The sequence below is a fragment of the Pseudomonadota bacterium genome (assembly GCA_022361155.1).
GTDB lineage: Bacteria > Myxococcota_A > Polyangia > Polyangiales > JAKSBK01 > JAKSBK01.
On sequence record JAKSBK010000294.1, the window covers coordinates 1 to 22,197 of the forward strand.

Genomic DNA, 22,197 nt, shown 5'->3' on the forward strand with positions numbered 1-22,197 from the left:
GGGACGCTTGGGTCAGCAACTTGGACAATAGGGATGGAAAATGATCGTGACTCTGTGTGCAGATGGTAGCTGGCGGGTCGAGTTGCTGCTCGCCGTGTTCATCTCGTGGCGGGGCGCGGTTAGAACTCGATCGCCCTGCCAACCAGGACCTGGTGACTTGACCGAGGGACCTGACCGTATTACCCTGCCCGCATCGGAGTATTACGATGAGCAGCCCAATGCGTACGGTTTCATTCAAGTTGCCCGAGCATCTGGATGAGGTGCTGAGCGAGCTGGCGCGCCGGCGAGGCTCGAGCCGGTCCGCGCTTGTTCGAGAGGCGCTCGAGGCCTTGGCAAGCGGCGAGCGCCCCGGTGTCACCGCCGCGGCGGACGCGCTCGTCAAGCCCGTGACCGGCCCTGCGGATCTATCGACGAAGGACAGGCACCTTGTCGGTTACGGTCGATGACACGGATCTTGGTCGACACCGGACCGCTCGTTGCTCTTCTGAACCGGCGCGACCACTACCATGCATGGGTACGGGGCATGCTTCAGACTGTCGAGCCGCCCATGTATACTTGCGAATCCGTTGTTTCCGAAGCTTGCTTCTTGCTGCGCCGGGCGATCGGTGGTCCCGATGCGGTGCTGCGGCTTATCACAGGTGCGGTCTTACGCGTGGACTTCCGGCTCGCATCCGAAGCCGAAGCGGTTCAGCGGTTGATGAACAAGTTCGAATCGGTGCCCATGTCTCTAGCCGACGCCTGCATCGTTCGCATGACCGAGCTTGATGCGGCCAGCATAGTGCTGACGCTCGACCGTGACTTCCGAGTCTATCGTCGGAACCGGCGACAGCTGGTTCCGACACTGATGCCAGACGGTCACTGACTCTCGTAGTAGCCAACATCTAAGCGCACGACCCGCGCCGCGTCCACGCGTCTATCCTGCTCGAAAGCGAGCAGAGGCGCCTTCTGGCCACCACCGGTATGCTGCATCCTAACGCTCACTCATGGCGATGTCAGGCGAGGTCAACTGAGCGTGGGCTGACGGCTGAGCTCGGAGAACGCCAGCACAGCCGACCCCGGACAGTTTCGCCGCAGCCGCCGCCGCTGATGATGATGATGATAACGTGATATGCTATGATGTAATCATCATGATTCGGACCCAGATAAGCCTCTCCGAGGAAGAATACGAAGCGGCCAAGCAGGAAGCCCAGCGACTCGGTATTTCGTTGGCAGAGCTGCTGCGGCGTTCCCTGCGCAGCGTGCTGCCGGCGGACGACTCGAGGCCGTGGATGCGCCTCGCCGGCCTGGTCGAATCCGGGGATCCAAGCTCCAGTCAGCGGATCGACGAAGTGGTCTATGGGCGCAAAGACTGAAGCCTACGTCGACACGTCCGCGCTCATTGCCTTCAGCGACCGATCCGATTCGTACCACGAAACTGACTCGGATCGGCGCCAGGCGCGGTCTCGCCCGTCTGGATGAACTCGGGCGCGAGCTGCGCTACCTCCCGGTCACGACAGCCACCTGGCGGTCTGCCGCGAATCTCTGGGCCTGGCTGCGTAGAACCGGCAGGACCACAGCGTCGGAGCACGGTCTCGACGGAGACGTCCTGATTGCCGCCCAGGCACGCGCCGAAGACGCCAGCGTCGTCACCACGAACACCAGGCACTTCGAGCCTATGGTCAACGCGCTCGAATGGCATCAACTGGACACTAGGCAGCTGATTCCAGGTTTTCTCGCACAACTCTCGGATGCCGAGCAGCTATGCGCAGCAGCGCGAGCGCGGGGCCCTCAGGTTTGCGACGGTCTTGCTCCCAGTTCCGCAACGTGTGAACACTGATGCCTAGGGCGACGGCGAACTGGGTTTGCGAAAGGCCCACGAACCTCCTGAGTGCTACAACGTCTTCACCCGACTCGAACTGACCCCGCATGAGTCTGCGGCGAACTCGCGCCGAGATTGCGCGGGCGAAATGTTCCTCGCTGAGCTCGGGTATGTCAGTCATATGAGCCCTTCCAGGTGGCGTTGATAGAGTTCCTGCTCACGTCTCGTCGCGAAGCGTGCGCTGATGATCCGGATCGTGTTTTCGCTACGTTCTGTCCACACGACGAGCACGATCCCACGAGAGATCGGACCAATAGCAATGAATCGTTCCTCGCGGTTGGAGTGAAACTCATCAGGGATCTCGTAGTAGTCAATACCGTAAACAAAAAGCTGCTTGGCCTCCTCGAAGGAGAGTCCGTGCTTCCGCCGCGGCGCTCGTTCTCTACGCCGCGTCATCCACCGCAAGTCGAAGGCCAAGCTCGCGGAGCACGCGGGTAAGCGTCTCGAGCTCCGGATTACCGTCCTCTGAAAGCGAACGATAGAGTGCCTGCCGTCCAAGCTGCGCGTCATCCGCCAGCTGGGTCATGGTGAGCCCCCTAGCCTTTGTCACGAGACGCAAAGCCGCGAGGAACTCGCCGGCCGCCCCGTCGCCGTCCTGAGCCAAAACAGCGTTCAGATACGCCACCGCGTACTCGCGATCCCTGAGTCTCTCGAGAAGCGTTTCTTCGTAGTTGCGTGTACGTTTGGCCATCACTCAGCTCCTGTAGTCCTTCCAGTACGCGCGGGCCCGTTCGAGTCCCGTCTCTGCGATCCCTTGGTTCCGCCGCACAGCAGAACGACGAGCGCGTCGCCCTCCTGCCCGAAATAGACGCGGTACCCCAGGGCCGACATGGACTCGCAGCTCCATCACGCCGCCAACGACCCCCTTGCAGTCGCCGAGGTTACCACGCTGGACACGCAGCAGCCGAGCATCCACAGCGGCCTGAGCCTTCGGGTCCCTGAGTCCATCAAACCACTCCTGCCACGGACATTTCCCCTCAGGGGTCTCGTAAAGGACGACCTTACGAGGCTCCACCATGACAGCTAGTGTCCCCCAAAAGGGACATTTTGTCAAGAGGTTCGCCACCTGCCAGATGCATAGTCACCCCGAACCTCCGAGTCGCAGCCTTTGCGAAACTCTTCCCCGTCAGCGCATCCTTCCCGACAAGAACGCCCTGCGCACGCAGCGTGCCATCACATGATAGTACGGCGTGGCCTCCACACTCGCAGTGTCGATGCGCAACGGCTCTCGGGTATCCGTGCCATCACATGATAGTACGGCGTGGCCTCCACACAGACCTGCTCCCGTCGAGCCGTAGGCATCCCACGTCCTCACTGTTGCTGCATCCTAACGTCCGCCTGGAACTATTATTGGATGGCTATCTACCCCCGGCAGATAAGCGCGGACCGCGGGTCGTGTCCATCCATGCTCCCAGTTGACGCTTCGCGTCAGGCGCTGTTGCGATACAGCTGCGTTGCAGCAGCCAGCCCCTTGGCGTGTCGTTGGCCCCGTCGTTGGCTCTCGAGGCGGATGTGCTGCACATGGCCCACCATGCGGAAGAAACGCCGCGCATACTGCCTCGCCGTCGGCAATGTCGGAGCCGGCTGGATCACGCCTCCCGTGGAAGAGACAGAATACGCTGTATACCGTCCTCGATGCCTTCCTGTAGGGTAGCTGGTTCCACTTGACAGGTGGTTGATGGGCTAATCAGAACATCAGTCTGGTTCGCCCGGATCTGATAGTGAACGGTGACGTGCGTTACATAAGGAAGAAGAACCCCGGCCCGTCCAATACTCAGAACCTCCTCACACGGCTGGGGTTGCGAAACGATTACGTTTGGTCGGCCACCACACGACCACGCGAGTAGCCACGCCAAGGCTCGCCATCTTCTGGGTGCTACACGCGCGTATAGGGCCGTTAACCAGCGCAGCGAAAGGTGGCTCCGCGCGTCCCGCAGTTGCCGAAGGTGTGAATTCATCGCGGATTCCAGTAGGCTGTCTGCGTTGTCCCCTTGGCACGACCGCAACGCCAGCACAAAACGTTCTGCTTCTGGAGTGGTAATCTGCGCCAGCGCGACTCCCATACATCGAAAATGTCGAAGGCTCGTGTGTTCGTGCACAAAGACGCGTTCTGAAAAGGTTTGCCGGAGCGCGTACAAGAGGGCCAGATTGAAGGTAGCGTCAGGGCTCAGCCGACGTGTCTTCAGTAGTGTTCTTCCGACCCCCCTTATGGTAAAAAATTGGCGACACTGACAAGTTCCTGCTGACAAAAACCTGCTGGTTGTCCGCCACAGCGTGTGCGGGAACTGGACTTTGAGTTGCTCGACAGCATTGGGTTTATCACATCGAGCTACCTGGTCCGGAGCTAGAGTACGCATGCTCCTCGCTCGCTGAGCAAGCTGCGACGCGAACCCCATCATAACATTGCCGTCGAGGCCACACTGGTAGCTGAAGGAAACACCTGCGGTCCCGTTCTCGCAGACTACGATCTGCATGCTGCGGAAATGCCACCGATTAGACATAAAGTCCGCGTGCATGAATCGACTAGCTTCGTCGACGCTTCTTGGACGTGCCTCGAGATCCAGGCACAAGACGAAGAGCGCCTGCGTCAAGGCTTGAAGAGTGGGGCGATTCCCCGGAATACACCTTAGGGCTCCCACGAATACGGCACGTGCCCAAGGGGTCGCGGCAGATGCAACGCCCAGTATCGCCTGCGGCCGAGTCGTCGAGTGGCGCGCGTCGTCTATGATCCATTGAAGCGCCCGTCCCAACTCTCTATCCGGCACGGTTAGACCCCCCGGTTGGTAGAGTTCAAGGCGATAACTTCGGCCATTGGCCAGTACCACAACGTATGTAGAGTGCTCTGGCTTCACGATCCGGCTACATGTACCTTCCGGCATGATACACGTCGAAAAGAGGTTCGGGTACTGTCCCATTTCGGCAGGTCGGCCCCGGATGGAATCGCTGCCTATCCCTCCCATACGAAGATCATCGAAGTACGAGCGTGCTGCGATCAACAAGCTCAGGCTTCGCGTCTGCAGGCTGGGTCGTCGGGGATCCTGCCGCAATACCGCGGTTGCATTCAATGTCACTGCGCTGAATGGCGCAAACCGGATGTCTTGTGTTCGAAGTAGTCGTTCGTAATATCCGGGATCCACGCGAAGGCGCTCCAGAAACTTCCAGACACCCGAGCACCCAAGGATCATCCGTCCGTGACGTTGTCTTCCAGCCAAACCGGATAGAAACTTGGCTTCGTACTCGGATTCCGACAGCAGCGGAGGAAGCTCCTCAATGAGCGGTGCGCTCGGCACGGATTCATATGCTAAATCCCCAGTGCGTTGTGTTTGTTTCATCGAAGACTACCGAGAGCAGGTCCTTGTAGACCTCCAGGTTGCACAAAAAAGGCGTCCGAGTTGCTGAAACACTTGCGAAAACTCCTGGAAATCGCGACGAAACGAAGCTCTACACTCACATCTGTCGCGACGAGCAGAAGGCACCGCAAGTGAAGCCGGGGTGCCGCGGCACGATGCCGACAATCTGTGCAAATGTACAGTGTGGTTGGCAGCTTTCTCCTGAACATGCTAACTCCTAGCTGCTCCATTCAGGGAGCAACAACCGGAGTCAGGTTGTGGCTGAAGCAAGAACGGCCAGTATGGAGTCTGCCGGGCGTGGCAGTATTGCCGAGTCATAGCGTCGCTCCGTTGTCCGGAATCAGGATCTTGCATGAAGCCGTGGGGTCTGGATCGCCCTCGGAGCTGAGGCGGGCGTAGCGTAGGGGGTTGAGGTATCGGTGTCCCGATCGAAGTATGGAGTTCCCAGGACCCATGAGCAACCGAGGGACCGATGACGACGAGGATGCGCGAAACGGAAACGGACGGCAACAGGGAGACGGATTGCGCGGAGCGCGAGCGGACGATGCACGAGATTGCGGACGAGGTGATGCGCTGCGTGCAGCAGCAGGACCTGCAGGAGATCGCAGCCCGCTTCGAGACGGCGGAGGTGATCCTGGGGGGCAAGGTCTACCGTCAGCACGAGGAGGCGAGCCCGAGCTACCATGGGTTGAGCGGCTCGATGCAGGTAAAGCGTTGGACGTACCGCGAAGTCGGCGTCCATAACGGCCCCACGATCGTCCCGTTGGACCTGACGGCCGGGCTGCTCGACAACGTCCTTACGCTGTGTGCCCTTGCTCAGAGTGAACGCCTCCCCCGTGCCTTCCAAGTGCTACGCCGTGACTACTACGTCGCCGATGTCAGGCTCGCTGCATGATCCGAGCGCGTTCCAGACCCAAGCCGTGCGGCCTACTTTCTTCCGAATGAACAGGACCGAGAAACTGTGTCTAGGAATACATCCTACTCCGTCCGGACCTTCTCAGATCCAGTTGCGGAGATAGATCGCCTGAGGATGCAGGCGAGCATTCTGTCGCCGGCCGAGGACAACGCACTGTTGGCAGGGGGTCTTCCCAAGACGGGTTGCATGATCGATCTTGGCTGTGGACCGGGCTTCGTAGCCAGCCGGATTGGCGGCTTCCGGCCGAGCCTCCATTGGGTTGGGGTCGATCAAGAGCGGGCCTTGCTGAGCCACGCAGGGTCAGCGAGCGTAGTTCTTGCGGACGTGTCGGCGCTCCCGTTTCGTGACGAGGCGTTTGACGGCGCCTTGGCGCGCTTTGTGCTGCGCCACGTGCAAGATCCTGGGCAGGCCCTTCATGAAGCTGCACGAGTGGTTCGCAGAGGTGGCGTCGTGTTCGCACTTGACGCAGACGACGATAGCCTCATCCTCCATCCCGAACCGGAAGGCTTCTTCGAGCTGAAATCTGCCTGCCAGCAGCTGGTGCGCGCGCGCGGCGCCGATCCCAGGCTGGCCCGCCGGCTACCCGCGCTCTTTGACTCGGTGGGTCTTAGGGGTATCCGCGTGATTCCAGTGCCCGTGTGCTCTTCGAGCATTGGTGTCTCGGCTTTCGCACATCTTACGCTCACTCCGGCCCTGGCCATAGCCAAACACACCCAGATGGGCGAATCCCGACGTCGTGCGGCCACTCAAGCGATCGTGGACTGGGCCTCCTCGCCTGCGTCGTTTGGAGTGACAATGATCTTGGTGGTCTGTGGCACTCGCGGGTGAAGCCAAGGGGCGTTTCGTGTTAGAATCCGCTAACTAACTAGGCGGAGTCCCAAGCGAGGTTCACTTCAATGGGGATCGACCCGGAACTTGACAGCCCGCAACGCGGCGACCAACCGGATCTACCTGAGACCACCATTCACGTCCTGTGGTGCCCCGCCACGTACGTGCGAGACCGTTTCGGCGAGGCAAAACTCGAGGAGCTCGCCAAGGAATGCGGATTCCGGGTAGAGCAAATTCAGAAGCGAAGCAACTGGGTAAGCATGCGGCAGATTGCGCTCTTCCTGCAGCGTTTTCGAGAGCTGGTCGGAGACGACGAGACCTTTGCCGAAGGAGCTGTATATCGACACAAGGAGTCTTACGGAGCATCCAAGTTCGTCATGTTGGCGACGACTCCCACAGCCGTGTTGACGTTCGCAGCCAAGAACACACACCTAGTGTCCAAAGTGTTTCGCTACGAACTCGTTAGTCGTGAGGGTAACCGAGTGCGGATGCGGTATACTACGAGCAAGCCCGAACATGAGACTCGAATCGTCTGTCTTGGCAGGCGCCACCAAACCGCACACTGGTCCTGTGTATGGGGTCTTCCGCCCGCGGATGTAAAAGAACTGAGCTGCATCGCCAACGGAGACGACGCCTGCGAGTACGAGTTCACTTGCTACCAGCGGGCCGGCTGGTTGCCCTCGCTGGTGGGAAGCGGCGCGGCCGCGCTCGGCGCCGCGGGGTTCGTGGCAGCGGGGTTGGCCGGACCGGCAGCTTGGGCCACCTTCTCGCTCCTTGGGGCGGTGAGCGGCTATGCGTACGAGCTGCGGCGCACGTATCGGACGAACCTGGGGTTTGGTGGCGAGACGCAGAAGGCGTTGCGGGAGATTGCCGACGATGAGGCCAAAGCACGCAAGGAGGTGATCGAGCTGACTCAGCGGCAGCGGGATTGGAACCGGATGCTGGAGGAGCAGCTCAACGAGCGGATGGAGGTGGCGCAGCAGATGGTGGACCAGGCGAACGAGCGGAACAAGCGGCGCATCGACGCGGGGCGGGGATTCTCGCACGATCTGCGCAATCCCATGGCGGTGCTGCGCAGCACGATCGCCTACGTGACCGAGGTGCTGGAGGAGCTGCCGGATGGGGACGAAGTGATCGACGATCTGGACCACTCGATCACCTCGATGGACAAGCTCTTGACCGAGATGATGGAAGCGGCCATGACGGACAGCGAAGCGGCCGGCAGGAAAGTCCGACCCGAGACCTTATACATTGCGGACTTGGAGGAAAAGCTCGGGCGGCGCATGTCGGCGTTTCTGATGGGTAAGAGCGTCAGCTCGAGCTCCTTCGTCACCCGAGACGCGCCGGAGAAGCTCGAGACCGATCCCATGATCTTCGACCGCATCATGGACAATCTGCTCACGAATGCGGCCAAGTACACGGATCGCGGCAGCGTGCTGATCCACTTCGACGGCGCGCCGGGACACGCGATCATCAAGGTCGTGGATACGGGACGCGGCATGACGGAGGAGCAGCTTCAAAAGGTGTTCTATCCGGGACGCTCGGACGAAGAGGCCCGCGCGTCCAAAAGCTACGGGGTGGGGCTCTCGGTGGTCGTGCAGCTCCTTGCACTGGTAAACGCCAAGCTCGAGGTGCTCTCACGTCCCGATCACGGCACGACCTTCTGGGTCCGCTTTCCGCTCCGAATCGAGCCGCCCGCACCCGAAGAGGTTAGGAGCCCCACGCTGTCACCCTCTCGGCTGGTCGACAAGGTCGTGACGGTTCGCAAGCTCGATGCCGCGCGTCCAATCAACCCCGAAACGCCGCGGCTGGGGAACGGCAAGGCACGTCGAGACTTCCCGCGCCGACAAGACCCGCCCACCCGACCCTGAAGGTTCCGAGCCCGCAAGCCTCCCGCTCCGTCGTCGACTACAGTGAGCCGCGCACCCCCAGGATGATGCGTCGATCCACTTCCGTTACCGAGAAGGGTATGTTTCGGACGTTCTTATCTACTTGCTGCTCGTTGGTTATGTTCAACAACTGAAGCTGTAGTTGCGCCTTTTGATAGAGATTCCAGTTCGCCGAAAAGTCGAGCTGACCGTTCGGATCCTGAAACTGCGGTACGCCGTAGAAGCTCGACGCGAACGTCTGCAGGTACTTGCCTCGCCAGGCGTACGTCAAACGGGCGCTGAACATCTCGGCGTCGTCGTAGTACAGTGCGACGTTGAAGCTGTTGCGCGACAGACCGGGCAGAGCAACCTCCCGCACGTCCTGCTGCATGGCCATCATGGGCATCATGGCTTGATTTCCGAAATCGGCTCGACTGTAGGCAAACGTGTAGTTGGCCAGCCCCCCGAAGTTCCGGGCCCAGCCCGCGGGCAAGAACGTCGCTTGGGAGCGCCCCGCAACCTCGAAGCCCACGATGGTCGCAGATGCGCCGTTCTCCGGCTTGGTGAAGGTGATCGGCCCCGTCACCGGTATGCCTGTCGCCTGCTCGGGAAAAGTCCGATTCTCTACGAACGACGTGGTGCTGATGAAACCGCCGAGCGCCTTGTAGAACAGATTGATCCCCAAGAAGGACTCCTGGTCGAAGTACCACTCGGCGCCAAGATCCAGGTTGTGGGCCGTGAACGGTCGCAGATCCGGATTTCCCTGACTGCCTGCGCCGCCTCCCGCATCGACGCCGTTTACGATCTCGGTGGTGGCCAGATCCGACAGCGAGGGCCGCGACAGCGAGCGGAAATAGGCAGCGCGCAAGAAGAGATCCTCGGCGAGCTCGGCACGGGCGTTCACGCTCGGCAGAAACTCGCGGTAGCTCGGCTGGCGGTTGTCCACCGGGGTATACGTCTGCTGGTCGAGCGTAACGAAGCCCTTGGTGCTCGGCGCGGTGCTGAGAATGCGCAGACCTGCGTTCGCCACCGCCCAATCGAAGTCGAAATCGGACTGCACGTAGGCGCTGATCGTTCGTTCGCGCACGGCGAACGTTCTAACGGGAGCGTCCTTGAAGTCCAGGACGTCGATTCCGGGGATCGGGTTCATGAACCCGTTCGGGAAGAACGTGCTTGCCACGCGCTCGGCGTTGGCACCCAGCAGCGTGCCGTTGGGAACGTCTCCGCCTGCGCCCCGGACTCTGAAGTCCCCAAGCTGCTCGCTGACCGTTGCCATATTCGGCAATAGCTGGCGCTGCCCCTCTTGAGCGTTGAGCTGAACTTGATTGGCGGCGTCCTGCGAGAGATTGCGGTCCGAGTAGCGGGCTCCAAATTGGACGTTCACGAGGGGGATATCCTGCGAGAAGTCCTGTACGAAATCGAGCTTGGCATTGAGCTCGTTGTCGCTCACTACGGTGTTTGGATTGATGATGAATACATTCAGAAGAAACTCGTGCGGGTTGTTCGTGAAGTTGGTGCCATCGGTCCAAAAATCTACGAAGTCATTGCGGTGCTGATAGGAAACAATCCCGGGAACGAAGTTGCCGAATGCATCTGCGCGCCGAAACGAGTAGAGATGAAACCGAGATCTATTGCGTCTCGTCGAATACCCGATGAACGGCTCAACCCGCAGGCTGTCCGCGGCGTCCCAGTTTGCCCGGCCGACGATCTGATAGAGCGTGTCGTTGCGCTTGCTCAGCCGCGATCCGACCCTTTGCTGCACACCCGCGAAGGTCCCCGAGGTGATGACGCCGTCCGTGATCACGGCGTCGGTCAGGGCGCTGACGTTGGACTCCGGCGGAGCGTCGACGCGAGTGGCACGGGTGTCGCCTCTGAGGTTCGCAACAACGCCGTCGAGCGTCAGCTCCAGCGTGTCGATGGGCCGGTACTGAAGCGCAAGGGAGCCCGCGAAATTGTGGCGTACCTCCTTGTCGTGCCGGTGCAACAGCACGTCGGAGGCCAGCGACATGCGCTCAACCGGGGTGCCGATGATAATCGGTGGCTGGCCGGGTTCCTCTTTCAGCGCCTTCAGCTCAAACGGACGAACGCTGGTGCCGCCGGTCGTGTTCGCCTGAAAGATGGTGTTGGCGTACACGAAGCCGCCGGTGATGCCGAACCGGTTCTCCCAGTTCTGGCTGACCAGTAACGAGGCGCGGGGGCGGATGGCGCCGGCGATGCGGCTGTGGTTGGCTTGCGCCGCCGCGACGACGCGAAACCCCGACGTGTCGAAGGGCTTGGCGGTCTGCATGGACGCAAGCCCGGCGAGGCCGCCGGCGGTCTGGCGGGCCGACTGGGACTTGTTGACGATGACCTTGGTGAACAGCTCGGACGGCAGGATGTCGAAATTGAAGGAGCGATCTCCGGCGCCGCCCGAGCCGGTCATGCCGTTGATTTCGACCCTCGTGTATTGGGGACCCAGGCCCCGCAGATTGATCTCCTGCCCCATGCCGTTGTCCCCGCGATTGAGGGTGATGCCCGGGACGCGCTGCAGCGATTCGGAAAGGTTGAGATCCGTGAATTTGCCGAGGTCCTCTGCACTCACGGCCTCCACGAGCTGCACCGCGTCGCGCTTCTGCTGAAGCGAGCGAACGTAGCTGCCCCGGATGCCTCGTATCTCGAGGACTTCGGGAGCTTCCTCGGCTTCTTGCTGCGGGGCCGAGGCCGGGGGGGCGACCTGATGCTCCGAGTCGGCCGCGCCCGGACCCGGCTGGGCCAGAGCTGGCTCGGAGACAACCCAGATAGCCCCCAGCAAGACGCCGGCAAACAGGCCCTTTTGAATAGTTTCCACGCGAACCATCACTCACCTAACTCAACTCGTGCTCAACTCGTGTGCTTTCTAGCAAGCTGCACCGCTTGTCGGCTCGAGGGGCCTGCCGTGCGGCACGCCTCGATCCTTTGGCTCGGACCCGCACAGCCCCCGCGGACCTGGAACCGTATCCGTCATCCGAATCACGCGCCCAGACGGGCTAGCAGACTGCGCGGGCGGGGAAAACCAATTCCACGTCTTGCTAGAGCGACCGGTTTGAAATGCGTCGTGTCTGGGCCCGATGTCCGCACCGGACACTCCGAGTCCGAGCTCCGCCTCTGACCTCCGCCTCCGAGCTCCGCCCCCGAATCTGACCCGGACCGCAGCGCTATTTCAAGGAGATAGTCAAAAGGACGGTCGCTGGCACGAGCGGCGTCAGGGGCCGATGAATTATGTGCGAAATGTGGCATGCAGGACACTAGCGCGGCGAGGCGGCGATGTTGCCGCCGTCCACCGGGATCGCGCAACCGGTGGTGCGCTCGGAAAGCGCCAGAGCCACAAAGGCGCTGGCGACGTGGCCGGCAGTTACCTCCTTTCCGAGCAGGTTGGACGCAAAATACGCCTCGGAATCGAGCCCGCGGGCCTTCGCGCGCTCGGCGATTTCAGCTTCGGAAATGAGCTCGGTGCGCACGCGATCCGCGTTGACCGCATTGACGCGCACGCCGATCGGACCAAGCTCCAGCGCGTACTGCTTCATCAGCGCGACGAGCGCGGCCTTGGCCACCGAGTACGGACCGAACTCGGGTCCGGGATTGAAGGCGGACTTGGAGGCGTTGAAGAGCAGGAAGCCGCCGAGGCCCTGGGCGCGCAGGATAGCCGCCACGCCCGCAGCCACCCACTGGTGCGCAAACAGGTTGACCTCGAAGCTGGCGCGCAGCAGCTCGGGGTCCAGCGTGTCGATAGCACCCTGCGGCGCCGTACCTGCGTTGGAGACCGCCCCATCCAGTCCACCGTACGTCTCCACGGCTCGCTCGAGGCTCGAACGCACGGCCTCACGGTCGCTGACATCCGCGACCGCGTAGGGGCACCCAAGCCGTCCCGAGAGGTCTGGCAGCGCATCGGCGTCCTTATCGACCAGGAAAAGCTGCGCACCTTCACGAGCGAAGGCGGTTGCTGTAGCCGCGCCGATGCCCCGAGCCGCGCCGGTGATGTACACCACCCGGCCCTCTAGCGGCCGTGTCTTGCGCTCGCCCAGCTTGGCCTGCTCTAGCGACCAGTATTCCATGTCAAAGACGTCCTGCTCGGGCAGCCCCGCGAACTCGCCCACCGTGTCTGCGTCGTGCAGGACACTCACGGTGTGCTCGTACAAGTCGGCGACGACACTCGCCTCGCGCCGGTTTCTGCCCGCGGCGATCATTCCAAGGCCGGGGACGAGCATCACACGAGGGTCCGGGTCAAGCGGCGTCTTGCCCAGCATGCGTTCTGCGACCTGGCGTTCGAAATAGCCCCGGTAGGCGATGCGGTACTGCTGCAATCGTTCATCCAACGAGCTCGCCAGCGCGTCTTTGTACTGCGCGCTGTTAGCATCCCGGGGCAGCCGCAGCACCAAAGGCAGGTTCTTCGTCCTGATCACGTGGTCGGGCGTGACCACTCCTCGCTGGCAACGCTCCGCGAGACGAGGCTCATCAAGGAAGTGGCTCAGGGCGCTGCTTTGACGCAGTACAAGCGTGTAGGGGCAACGCGCCGCAGCGCTCAGTTTGCCCCTGAGCACGGGCGCGAGCTGCGTGTAGTCGACCTCTGGTCGAGCTTCGAGCGGCGGAGGCCGAGAGGCGCGCCAGTAGCGGCGGCTGCGTACGAAGGCGGCGGCACGCTCCACGGCTTCGATATGGCGCCCGTACGATTCTCTGGCAGTGTCTCCGAAGGTGAAGAGACCATGATGCAGCAGCAGAAGACCCTCCACATCCGGATGCGATGCGTGCACCTGGGCGGCGAGCTTGGCTAGCCTGAAGCCCGGCATGACATAAGGCACCACGGCCAGGGTCGCCCCGAAAACCTCTTCGCACATCTGTTCGGCCTGTACCTGGCCCACGATGGCGAGGATGACGTCCGCATGAGAGTGGTCGATGAACTTCGGCGCCAAAAAGGCATGCAGCAGGGTTTCCGTCGAAGGGTTGGGCCCGTGGCTGTCGAGCATTTGGCCACGCACGAAGTTGACCATGGCTTCGTCGCCGAGCTGGTCCAGCGAGCGCAGCGAACGCAGCGGCTGAAGCCGTACTGCCGGTAGACCCTGGGGCTCCAGGCGGGCGAGATTCCACCCGCTGCCCTTGACGCACAAGACCTCGATCGGCTCTCCGAGCTGATCGGGGAGCTGGGTCTTGACAGAGGTATTGCCCCCGCCGTGCAGCACGAGCTCCGAATCGGCGCCGATCAAGCGCGAGCTGTAGACGCGCAGGGCCACGTCGTTGTTGACGCCCGGCAAGTTGGCGTACCGCTCGCAGCAAGCACTCGCCTCTTGGTCGGACCAACGGTTGTGCATAGCGCTTTGTACGGCGTTTGAACGCGCTTGTCGATGCAGCCCGACTGCTCGGGCTCAGGCCTCGAGGCTAACCTGCCTGCACGACCGTTGCAGCCCGCGTTGAAGCCAAAGGGCAAGCAACGAAGCGAGCACGGCGCTGCAGATCACCGCAGGAACCTGCAGGTTCGAGTCCCGCGTGAGCCAGGCAAGCGCGACAACGCTGCCCGCGAGACGCACGAGCTCGAGCACGGGGCCCCAGCTCTTTCGCTCGCCAAGCGCTGCCCAGCTCGCAAGCGAAACAAAGGTCAAGCCGCAACAGATCGCAAGCTCTTGGGGGCTGAGTTGCATCGAAGTAGCCAGCACGCCAACGGTGAGGGCCGTGACAAGCAGGAAGTTGGCGCCGATGTAGGAACGGAGAAGGCTCGGTGACGTAGTCTGGTAACGAACCCGATTCGGCGCGACCGGTGGAACCGCCACGGCGCCTCCAAGCGATCCAGGGCGCCATTCGGGAGGCATGAACCCGACGCGCAGGCGATCGAGGTTACGCTTGGCGGCGCGCGCGAGGCTGAGCATTTCGGCGAAGTAGGACACGTTGGCCCACACCGGGTTCCAGCTGTTGAGCGGTTTGACCGTGCCGTAGGCAGGCTCCTGCTTCTCCGCGGCAAAGCTGCCGAACAGGCGATCCCAGATGATCAGCATGCCACCGTAGTTCTTGTCGATATACTCGGGGTTTATCCCGTGATGGACCCGGTGATGCGATGGCGTAGTGAGCACCGATTCAAACGGGCCAAGCTTCGAAATCTCCCTCGTATGAATCCAAAACTGATAGAGTGTTTGGATCATCTTGGCCGCAACGAACATCTCGCCCGGGAATCCGAGCAGCGCCAGGGGCAAGAAGAAGGGCAGCGCGAAGATCCCCTCGAGCCAGCTTTGCCGCAGTGCCACCGATAGGTTGTAGTGCTGGCTCTGGTGATGAACCACGTGTGCCGCCCACAGCACATTGATGCGATGGCTCGCACGATGAAACCAGTAGTACGCGAGGTCCACCAGCAGCAGCAACACCAGCCAGGACCACAGCGTGCTGGGCATCTCGTAGACAGCGCCCGCTTCGAAGACCAGCAGGTAGGCGCCGAGCAGTGGGGCGTGCACCAGCAACTGCACGAGCTGCTGGCCGATACCGCAACTGATGTTGGAGACCGTATCGGGAAACGAGTAGCTGCCCCTGTGACCGCGACGCGACGCCAGGGCCATCTCCAATGCGATCAACACGAAGAACACCGGCGCCGCAAACGCTATGATCAGAGCTTCCACGCTGCTCTCTGGCTGCCGTCACCGGTGCCCGTGGGCAAGCTTGTGTCGGCCGGGCTTGCATGCCACTCCATCCCGCAAAATGAGTATGCCATGCCACGAGCGCACACGCTCGCGGTGCGCCTTGCGGCGGCACGGAAAGGTGCGTGCGAGCGCACCGCCGGCTTCCGGGCCGGCGGCAGCCTCGCAAACGCAGCGGGCTTCCGATCCCGGATGGCGTAGGCCTCGAGTCAGCAGACTGCCGACTTTCGGCAGTCGCCAAGTCGTTTTTGCTTGATGAGGCCGGCAGAGGCGTCCAAATTCGCGGGACGGATTCTAAGTGAAAACGATATTCAAGTTCACTTAGGCCACCTCTCCATGGTGAGCTCACCCGGCCAGCCCAGTCCCGCAGCGAGTCGCAACCACGACCCGGCCCAGGCAAGCTCGTTGCATCGCGGGGAGCCGCGCGCTTTGCTGCATCGCCGCGGGTGGGTGCGGCTAGGAGGCGATGCAAGGTTGGCCCGAGGCCGGCCGACGGGCGCTGTTTTTCTCTCGGCCTCTCTGCTGGCACACGCGGTCGCGTGCTGGGCCCTGCCATCTGCCTCGAGCACGAGACCGCCGCGACCGGTGCTCAAGGTTGACTTCACACCGGCCCGAGTGGTGGCACCCAAGCCTCCGCGACCTGAGCAGGCTGCAGCGCAGGCCAAGCCCGCGGCGGCTCCGGAGCGGGTCAAGCCGCCCCCTGCCCGCAGCCGGCACTCGTCCCGGACCCGCAGCGTCAGGACACGCAGACCAGTACCGGCTTCGCCCAGACCGGCGCCGGCTTGGCAAACGCCTGAGCCTGCCCGCGGCAAGCTTGCGCCTGCGGGCAGGACACCCGGTGCCAGCTCACCACCGGCGACGTCGGCGGGGGGCAGCGTAGTGACGCCGTCCTCTACCGCAGCGCTCGGCTCGGGCCTATCCGGCATGGCGGCAGCGACTCCGGGCGCGGCAGGCCCGTCGCGCCCTTCGAGGGTGGATCTGCGCGCCATGGCGGTTGCCTACCGAGCCCGGGTGAACGAAGCGCTGCGTAGGTATCATGTGCAGCACTATCCGCGCGTGGCCCGGCGTGTCGGTTTTCAAGGCACGGTCCTGGTGGCCATCACGATCGACCCGCGCGGTCGGATACAGACGGTCAACGTCAAGCGCTCCTCGGGTCGCCGTCTGCTGGACCGGGCGGCCCTGCAGGAAGTCTATGCGCTCGGCGCCCTGCCCGCACCGCCCAGCGAGCTCAGGCGCCGGCGCCCGAGCTTGACACTCACCCTGCCCATGGCCTACGGGTTGCGCTAATCTGCCAGTTGGCTGCCAGTTGGCTGCCAGTTAGTCTGCCGGCTAGCTGCCAGTTAGTTTGCCAGCTGGCTGCCAATCAGGTGCCACCTCCTGAGGATGTGGCTTGATGAAGGTCCCTCGAAGGATGCGAGCGCGCTTTGCGGACGTCCCCTACGGGTCGTCGGGCTTGAACGGGGGCCGGTGGCCGCCCCCTCGCTTGCGGAACTGCGGGATGGCGGTCGCGGTACCCACATTACCTGACAGGTCCGTGCACAGGACATCGAGCCTGAACGACGGCGCTTGAATCTCGAGCACACCGTCGTCGAACTCGATCTCGCGCCCGGAGTCGAGCTCCAGGGACAGCAGCTGCCCGTTCAACACCGGGATTCCGTTGAGCGCAGCCAAGGGGGCGAGGTTGGAATCGCAGTTGTCCGCGCACGAGAACACGGCCCTGAACTCGCCTCCATCTTCCTCGACTTCGTCGTAGATCGGAACGAGTGCAGCGGTAATCCACGGCGCGCTCTGATCGGCCACCGTCACCGTGCCCACACAGCTGGCACTGAGCCCCAGTGGGTCGGTGATCGCCAGCGTCACGTGGGTGACTCCGAGGTCGTAGTCGCAGGCGGGGGTCTCTACAACGGACCACGGAGGGCCGTCCGGATCCAGGGAGCCGCCGTCCACGGAAGCGCAGCCCATGCAGAAGTTGTTCGCGGCAACCAGCCGGTTTTCGCAGACAGCGACCGGCGGCTGGTTGTTGATGATGAGGCGGGGCTCGTTGCCGTGGACAAAGGGCTCGCTGTCGGAAACCGGCGGGGTGTTGCCGTCGGTGGTGGTGGCATGCAGCACCAAGGGGCCGGTCTGCACGCCGGAGATGTCCAGGAAGGGGGGCAGCAGCGAGTTGCTGTAGCTTTCCGAAACCAGCGCCGTGGTCAGGTCGGCAACGGGCTGCGCGGCACTCACCGTGGCGAAATTGAAGCCTGCAGCGCACAGGTTGACTCGTTCCTGGCAGCCTTCGACGCCTCCCGGCTCATCGAACAGGCATACTTCCTGAAGGGTCCCGTCCCTGTATTGCAGGATGGCCTTGGCCCAGGCCAAAGCGGTCCCGGGGGTAGCCTTGGTCACGGTCATGGCGTTGCCACCGGCTTCATTGAAGGCGGCTGCGATGGCCGGACCAGTGAAGGTGGCGCTGTCCACGCCGGGCGGCAGGCACGTACAGTGGGCACCGCCGCCAGATCCCACAACCGTGCCGATCACGGTACCGTTGAGGCCGATGTCGATGGGGTCATTGCCACAGGTGCTGAACCATTCGACGGTGATGGCCAGCGGATCACCGATAGGCCCAAGAACCTGGACCACGCCGCTGAGAGGGTCGCCGTTCGGGTCTGCGATCTCGATTTCAGCGAGCAGATCGCCGGACCCCGTGGCTGCGACCGACAGGATGTCGATCGTCGGCTGGCAGGCGTCACCAGCGCCATCTGCGTTGGAATCCAGCTGGCCTGGGTTCGGCACCAGTGCACAATTGTCGCACAGGTCGACCACGCCGTCGCCGTCGCTGTCGTGCCCGGTCGAGCAGGGACCCAGGGTGAGATCCTTGCCGGAAGACAGGCTGCCCATACCGTTCAGCCCGTCCGTGGACGTTCGTTCACCATCGGCGGAGCAACCACCGGCAAAAGCGATGCCGATCACCAGTCCCAGGTGGGGCTTGCTGAGAGCACCCGATCGTGGCGGTACGCGGGTGCGTAGCTTCTCCATCGTCGACCCTCTTTTCCCCTGTTGCCGCCGCGTGTAGGCAAGCAAGGCAGCGTGGCGCAATGGTGCCCGGGCACGCCGCCCGCGGTCAACCCCCCTCGGTGCAGTTTCGTAGCCCATGGGACCACCGTGCCATAGCTTGGCCCACACGTGGGTAGCACAGCGTACCTCGAGGGCGCAACATCTGCCCTTCTGCCCTTGGGCCAAGCGCCTGTGATCACTCGGCGATCCGGCTGCAGCTGATCGGCGATCGGTCCGGCCGAGCCGCGAGGCACAGCCAGCGCCTTCACCCTGCTGGGGGGCGGGTTGGCCTTGGCGCCGGTGCACGTCTTTTGCGGCTTCGAGGTCTGGCCGGGGGTTGCCGGGATCCGGGCAGACCATCTGGGGCCCTGTGTTGACCAGCATCTGCGCAGGAACTAGATCGGGCGCGGTCGGATCGCCCCCAGCGAGCTCCTCGAGATGCCCCAGTATTCCCCTCGTCGTTGCGCCTTGCCAGCGGCGCCCGGACCCCGCCCAAGCTCGTACGTTGTTCCTCTGCGGGCCTAGGCCCTAGGCTCGATTGCCGGATACGCGAAGTGAAAGCGAATCAGCAATTCCATCTCGCACTGTTCCTGTTCTTTGGATCCGGATGCTGTGCGCTCTCTTACGAGACGGTTTGGGTGCGGCAGCTAACGCTGTCGTTCGGCATCAGCGTGTACGCGGTCAGCGCTGTTCTGTCGGCGTACATGTTCGGTCTCTGCGTCGGGGCGTACGTGGTGGGGCGTTTAGCTCACCGGATAGTCAATCCGCTGAGGATCTTCGCGTACTTCGAGCTGGGTATCGTCACCTACACCTTTCTCCTCTACTTCATCCTGGCCGACTTTACTCCGGCCCTCTACGGCGTCGTCCACGGCCTGTTGCCCGACGATCGCGCCGTCCTCACGCTGGCGAAATTCGCGGCCGCCTTCGTGTTGCTCGCGCTGCCCACGGCGCTCATGGGGGGCACCCTCCCTGTGCTGAGCGTCTTCCTTCGCAGCTCCAGGCGAGAGATCGGGGCAGGCGTCGGGCGCCTCTACGGAATCAACACGCTGGGCGGAGCCGCCGGCACCGCCCTGGCGGGGTTCTGGCTGATCAAGGACTTTGGGATCTTCGCGACGACGGCCGCCACCCTGACCTTCAACCTGGTTATCGTCATCACGGCCCTGTGGTTTTCCAGAAGGGAAGAGCGCGCCGAAGCAGCGACAGCCTCCACGCCGCTGCAGCCTGCTCGACCTGCAGGCGCCGCCGCCTCTGCCGAGACGGCGCCGGGTGCTGGCGGCGCGACGGGCCAAGCCTGGCCTCCGGGCTCCGGGCTCGTCGTGCTCGTGCTCCTGCTATCGGGCTACACGGCCCTGTCGTACGAGGTGATGTGGAACCGAACGTTGCTTCTCTACATCCACAACTCGACGTACGCCTTCAGCACCATCCTGATCGTGTTTTTGTTCGGCACCTCGGTGGGCTCCTTGTTGTATGGGCTGCTGCCAAGACGCTGGACGGGAATGCGCACGCTCGGCGCTGCGCAGATCCTCCTGGGCCTTTTCGTCTGGCTCTCGATCCCGCTCACCGGCAAGCTTCACTCGATCTTGGGAGAAGTGACCTCGGTCGTGGGCGAGGACTCCTGGTTGGCGGCGATGACCACGATCGTGGTTTCCTCCGTCACCGTCGTTCTTGCACCCACGATCCTGTCAGGATTCACGTTCCCGGCCGCAACCTCGCTGCTGGCGTCGAAGCGCGAGCACGAGGGCTCCATCATCGGCAGGGCCTACGCGCTGCTGACCATAGGCAACATCCTCGGACCTATCGTCACTGGGTTCTTGCTGATCGAGTGGCTGGGACTTCGCAACGCGTTCGCCATCGGCATCTGCGCCAACCTGGCCGGTGGATGTGCCCTGATGGTCTATCGACAGGGTGCCTACCTGCGCCAGGCAGCGTCGGTTGCCGGCGTCGCTGCCGCGCTTGTGCTCTTTCTGAACACCGTGGATCGTGACATCTTCAGAAGCTACTATCAGGCATTCCTGCCGCCGATCATCTTCTACAAGGAGGAGGTCACCGACAACGTGCTCGTGTGGGAGCGTCCGGGTGGGATACGTGGAATCCACTACTCCGACGGCCGCGGTACCGCGGGAACGTTTACGGAGTTTCCAAACCGCCTGTACGGGCACATCCCGATGCTCTTGCACCGCGAGCCACGCTCGGTGCTGTCGATATGCTTCGGGGTGGGAAACACGCTGAGCGCGCTGGCTCAGTACGAGCCGGACAACCTGACCTGTGTCGAGTTGAGCCCCGGCGCGATCGAGGCTGCAGGCTTGTTCCCATCCAATGCCAATGTGATGAGCACACCCAATCTCCGGGTGCACGTCGATGATGGGCGCAACTTCCTCTTGCGCTCCAAGAAGCGATTCGATGTGATCCAGCTGGAGCCGCCGGAGCTACACCAAGCCGGCGTGGTGAACCTGTACACTCGAGAGTTCTACGAACTGGCGCGTGACCGTCTCCACGAAGACGGCGTCATCTGCCAGTGGGTGTCGACTTTCGTGCCCGAGCACGAGATCAAGATGGTCGTCCGAACGTTCATGGAGGTGTTCCCGGAATCGAGCCTGTGGAGCGGCGTCATCGGACCGCTCCTGTTGGTCGGCTCTCCCTCGCCGCTTCGCGTCCAACCCGAAGGTTTGCTCGCAAGAGCGAATCGACCCAACGTCCGACGCGATCTCGGCCGGTTCGGAGTCAGCGCTTTCGATGTCATGGCCAACCATCTGATGGGGCCGTCTTCGCTGGCTCGGTTCGCCGGCGAGGTCCCGCTGATCACCGACGACATGACCTACATCGATTTTTCCATCCCGCGCTCGAGAATGTCGGGTTTCGGTGTGTTCATGTACAACACCCATCAGAAAATGGAGTCCAACGACGCCCTGGGCCAAGAGGTCCAGCGCAACAGCCTGCGCTTGTACTCTCAGGGAGAGTCCCCGGAATACCTCTTTGATTTTTCTCGAACCGATGCTCAGACCCGCGCAAGCTTCGTCGAGCGACTTGAAGCCTCCGTTGTTCGCCACCGGAATTTCCGGGGAGTCCAGTACCATTGGGCGCTGGCGACATGGTTGATCGCCGAAGGCAGGCTCGACGAGGCGATCGCGAGTCATCGCACGTCGCTGCGTCTGGACCCTGACCAAGCGCACGTGGAGTTCGCGCTCGCTCAGCTGCTGCTACAGCAAGGAAACGTCGAAGGCAGCAGGACGCATTTCGAGCGCGTCCTTCAGATCGACCCCGCCCACGGCCCGGCCCGCGCACAGCTGCAGAGGCTCGAGCTGCCTCCCACCCAGGCACGGCCAGCTCCCGCTCCGGGAGGATGAGTTGTAGCTGCGTGGGCTCGCTGACCCCGAGCCTGGGCAGCACAGTTGCGCACGGTTGGGCACGGGCCAACTCAAGTGCTGGGGTGCCAACCACCGAGGTCAGCTCGGCGACGGCACCTGGAAAAGCAACCTGCGGCAGTCCCTGGTGCCTGATGCTGGGAAGCGGCTGCGTCATGAGAGGCGGTATGGGTTGGTGCATCCGCAACTGCACGCTGTAGGGTGGCATGGCGGGTGGTGTCGAGCGTGTGGCAAGGTCGATGGCTTTGGCCGCTGCGCTGGCGAGCTGGTCCGCGACACCGACCGTGCTTGCCAACGGCCGCTACCCCTCGGCCCAGCAGCTGATCGAGGACCCGCGCAGTCCCGAGCAC

Annotated in this window: 16 protein-coding genes and 1 pseudogene; 8 read left to right on the forward strand and 9 right to left on the reverse strand. The window is 62.8% G+C overall.

Going from position 1 to position 22,197, the window contains the following annotated elements; translation table 11 throughout:
* Window positions 1-206: 206 nt before the first annotated feature.
* The 3 genes from MJD61_11070 to MJD61_11080 all read left to right on the forward strand — a co-directional run bounded on the left by MJD61_11070 (window position 207) and on the right by MJD61_11080 (window position 1,352).
* Window positions 207-446, forward strand: coding sequence for a ribbon-helix-helix domain-containing protein (locus MJD61_11070; protein ID MCG8555810.1), 240 nt, complete (start codon window positions 207-209; stop codon window positions 444-446).
* On the forward strand, window positions 443-862 hold the full coding sequence (locus MJD61_11075; protein MCG8555811.1) for a PIN domain-containing protein: 420 nt from the start codon (window positions 443-445) through the stop codon (window positions 860-862). Before MJD61_11070 ends, MJD61_11075 begins: the two co-directional genes overlap by 4 nt.
* A 265-nt stretch (window positions 863-1,127) precedes the next feature.
* Window positions 1,128-1,352, forward strand: a complete 225-nt coding sequence (locus MJD61_11080; GenBank protein MCG8555812.1) for a ribbon-helix-helix domain-containing protein — start codon at window positions 1,128-1,130, stop codon at window positions 1,350-1,352.
* 32 nt (window positions 1,353-1,384) lie between these two features.
* Here MJD61_11080 and MJD61_11085 read toward each other — a convergent pair whose 3' ends face one another.
* The 5 genes and pseudogenes from MJD61_11085 to MJD61_11105 form a co-directional block, all read right to left on the reverse strand.
* On the reverse strand, window positions 1,385-1,678 hold the full coding sequence (locus tag MJD61_11085; GenBank protein ID MCG8555813.1) for a hypothetical protein: 294 nt from the start codon (window positions 1,676-1,678) through the stop codon (window positions 1,385-1,387).
* 10 nt (window positions 1,679-1,688) lie between these two features.
* Window positions 1,689-1,907, reverse strand: coding sequence for a helix-turn-helix domain-containing protein (locus MJD61_11090; protein MCG8555814.1), 219 nt, complete (start codon window positions 1,905-1,907; stop codon window positions 1,689-1,691).
* 68 nt (window positions 1,908-1,975) lie between these two features.
* Window positions 1,976-2,254, reverse strand: a complete 279-nt coding sequence (locus MJD61_11095; GenBank protein ID MCG8555815.1) for a BrnT family toxin — start codon at window positions 2,252-2,254, stop codon at window positions 1,976-1,978.
* Window positions 2,241-2,549, reverse strand: coding sequence for a putative addiction module antidote protein (locus tag MJD61_11100; GenBank protein ID MCG8555816.1), 309 nt, complete (start codon window positions 2,547-2,549; stop codon window positions 2,241-2,243). Before MJD61_11100 ends, MJD61_11095 begins: the two co-directional genes overlap by 14 nt.
* 3 nt (window positions 2,550-2,552) lie before the next feature.
* A pseudogene (locus MJD61_11105) lies at window positions 2,553-2,876 on the reverse strand (type II toxin-antitoxin system RelE/ParE family toxin).
* Between the two features lie 2,804 nt (window positions 2,877-5,680).
* Here MJD61_11105 and MJD61_11110 point away from each other — a divergent pair.
* The 3 genes from MJD61_11110 (at window position 5,681) to MJD61_11120 (ending at window position 8,823) form a co-directional block, all read left to right on the forward strand.
* Window positions 5,681-6,103 carry a hypothetical protein gene (locus MJD61_11110; protein MCG8555817.1) on the forward strand — a complete coding sequence of 141 codons (423 nt, stop codon included), beginning with the start codon at window positions 5,681-5,683 and terminating at the stop codon, window positions 6,101-6,103.
* Window positions 6,104-6,238: 135 nt separating this feature from the next.
* Entirely contained in the window at window positions 6,239-6,952 is a 714-nt protein-coding gene (locus MJD61_11115) for a methyltransferase domain-containing protein (protein MCG8555818.1), read from the forward strand.
* Window positions 6,953-7,020: 68 nt separating this feature from the next.
* Complete coding sequence (locus MJD61_11120; GenBank protein MCG8555819.1) at window positions 7,021-8,823, forward strand: HAMP domain-containing histidine kinase; 1,803 nt, start codon at window positions 7,021-7,023, stop codon at window positions 8,821-8,823.
* Between the two features lie 37 nt (window positions 8,824-8,860).
* On the opposite strand, the gene MJD61_11125 is transcribed toward MJD61_11120, so the two are convergent.
* From MJD61_11125 to MJD61_11135, 3 genes are all read right to left on the reverse strand, one after another.
* Entirely contained in the window at window positions 8,861-11,647 is a 2,787-nt protein-coding gene (locus tag MJD61_11125) for a TonB-dependent receptor (protein ID MCG8555820.1), read from the reverse strand.
* Between the two features lie 436 nt (window positions 11,648-12,083).
* Window positions 12,084-14,141: a bifunctional aldolase/short-chain dehydrogenase gene (locus tag MJD61_11130; GenBank protein MCG8555821.1), complete on the reverse strand. Its 2,058-nt coding sequence runs from the start codon at window positions 14,139-14,141 to the stop codon at window positions 12,084-12,086.
* A gap of 54 nt (window positions 14,142-14,195) precedes the next feature.
* Window positions 14,196-15,431, reverse strand: coding sequence for a sterol desaturase family protein (locus MJD61_11135; protein MCG8555822.1), 1,236 nt, complete (start codon window positions 15,429-15,431; stop codon window positions 14,196-14,198).
* Between the two features lie 603 nt (window positions 15,432-16,034).
* On the opposite strand from MJD61_11135, the gene MJD61_11140 reads away from it, so the two are divergent.
* Window positions 16,035-16,736 (forward strand): TonB family protein, encoded by a 702-nt coding sequence (locus tag MJD61_11140; protein ID MCG8555823.1) that lies wholly within the window; start codon window positions 16,035-16,037, stop codon window positions 16,734-16,736.
* A 150-nt stretch (window positions 16,737-16,886) separates the two neighbouring features.
* Here the strand turns inward: MJD61_11140 and MJD61_11145 are convergent, their stop codons facing one another.
* Window positions 16,887-18,467 (reverse strand): thrombospondin type 3 repeat-containing protein, encoded by a 1,581-nt coding sequence (locus tag MJD61_11145; GenBank protein MCG8555824.1) that lies wholly within the window; start codon window positions 18,465-18,467, stop codon window positions 16,887-16,889.
* 572 nt (window positions 18,468-19,039) lie between these two features.
* On the opposite strand from MJD61_11145, the gene MJD61_11150 reads away from it, so the two are divergent.
* A complete protein-coding gene (locus MJD61_11150; protein ID MCG8555825.1) occupies window positions 19,040-21,829 on the forward strand; it encodes a fused MFS/spermidine synthase in 2,790 nt (929 codons plus the stop codon).
* The last annotated feature ends 368 nt before the right edge of the window (window positions 21,830-22,197 follow it).

Coding starts and splice junctions, on each gene's coding strand:
- MJD61_11070 (MCG8555810.1), top strand. CDS start 207: ATGAGCAGCCCAATGCGTACGGTTTCATTCAAGTTGCCCGAGCATCTG.
- MJD61_11075 (MCG8555811.1), top strand. CDS start 443: ATGACACGGATCTTGGTCGACACCGGACCGCTCGTTGCTCTTCTGAAC.
- MJD61_11080 (MCG8555812.1), top strand. CDS start 1,128: ATGATTCGGACCCAGATAAGCCTCTCCGAGGAAGAATACGAAGCGGCC.
- MJD61_11085 (MCG8555813.1), bottom strand. CDS start 1,678: ATGCCATTCGAGCGCGTTGACCATAGGCTCGAAGTGCCTGGTGTTCGT.
- MJD61_11090 (MCG8555814.1), bottom strand. CDS start 1,907: ATGCGGGGTCAGTTCGAGTCGGGTGAAGACGTTGTAGCACTCAGGAGG.
- MJD61_11095 (MCG8555815.1), bottom strand. CDS start 2,254: ATGACGCGGCGTAGAGAACGAGCGCCGCGGCGGAAGCACGGACTCTCC.
- MJD61_11100 (MCG8555816.1), bottom strand. CDS start 2,549: ATGGCCAAACGTACACGCAACTACGAAGAAACGCTTCTCGAGAGACTC.
- MJD61_11110 (MCG8555817.1), top strand. CDS start 5,681: ATGACGACGAGGATGCGCGAAACGGAAACGGACGGCAACAGGGAGACG.
- MJD61_11115 (MCG8555818.1), top strand. CDS start 6,239: ATGCAGGCGAGCATTCTGTCGCCGGCCGAGGACAACGCACTGTTGGCA.
- MJD61_11120 (MCG8555819.1), top strand. CDS start 7,021: ATGGGGATCGACCCGGAACTTGACAGCCCGCAACGCGGCGACCAACCG.
- MJD61_11130 (MCG8555821.1), bottom strand. CDS start 14,141: ATGCACAACCGTTGGTCCGACCAAGAGGCGAGTGCTTGCTGCGAGCGG.
- MJD61_11145 (MCG8555824.1), bottom strand. CDS start 18,467: ATGGAGAAGCTACGCACCCGCGTACCGCCACGATCGGGTGCTCTCAGC.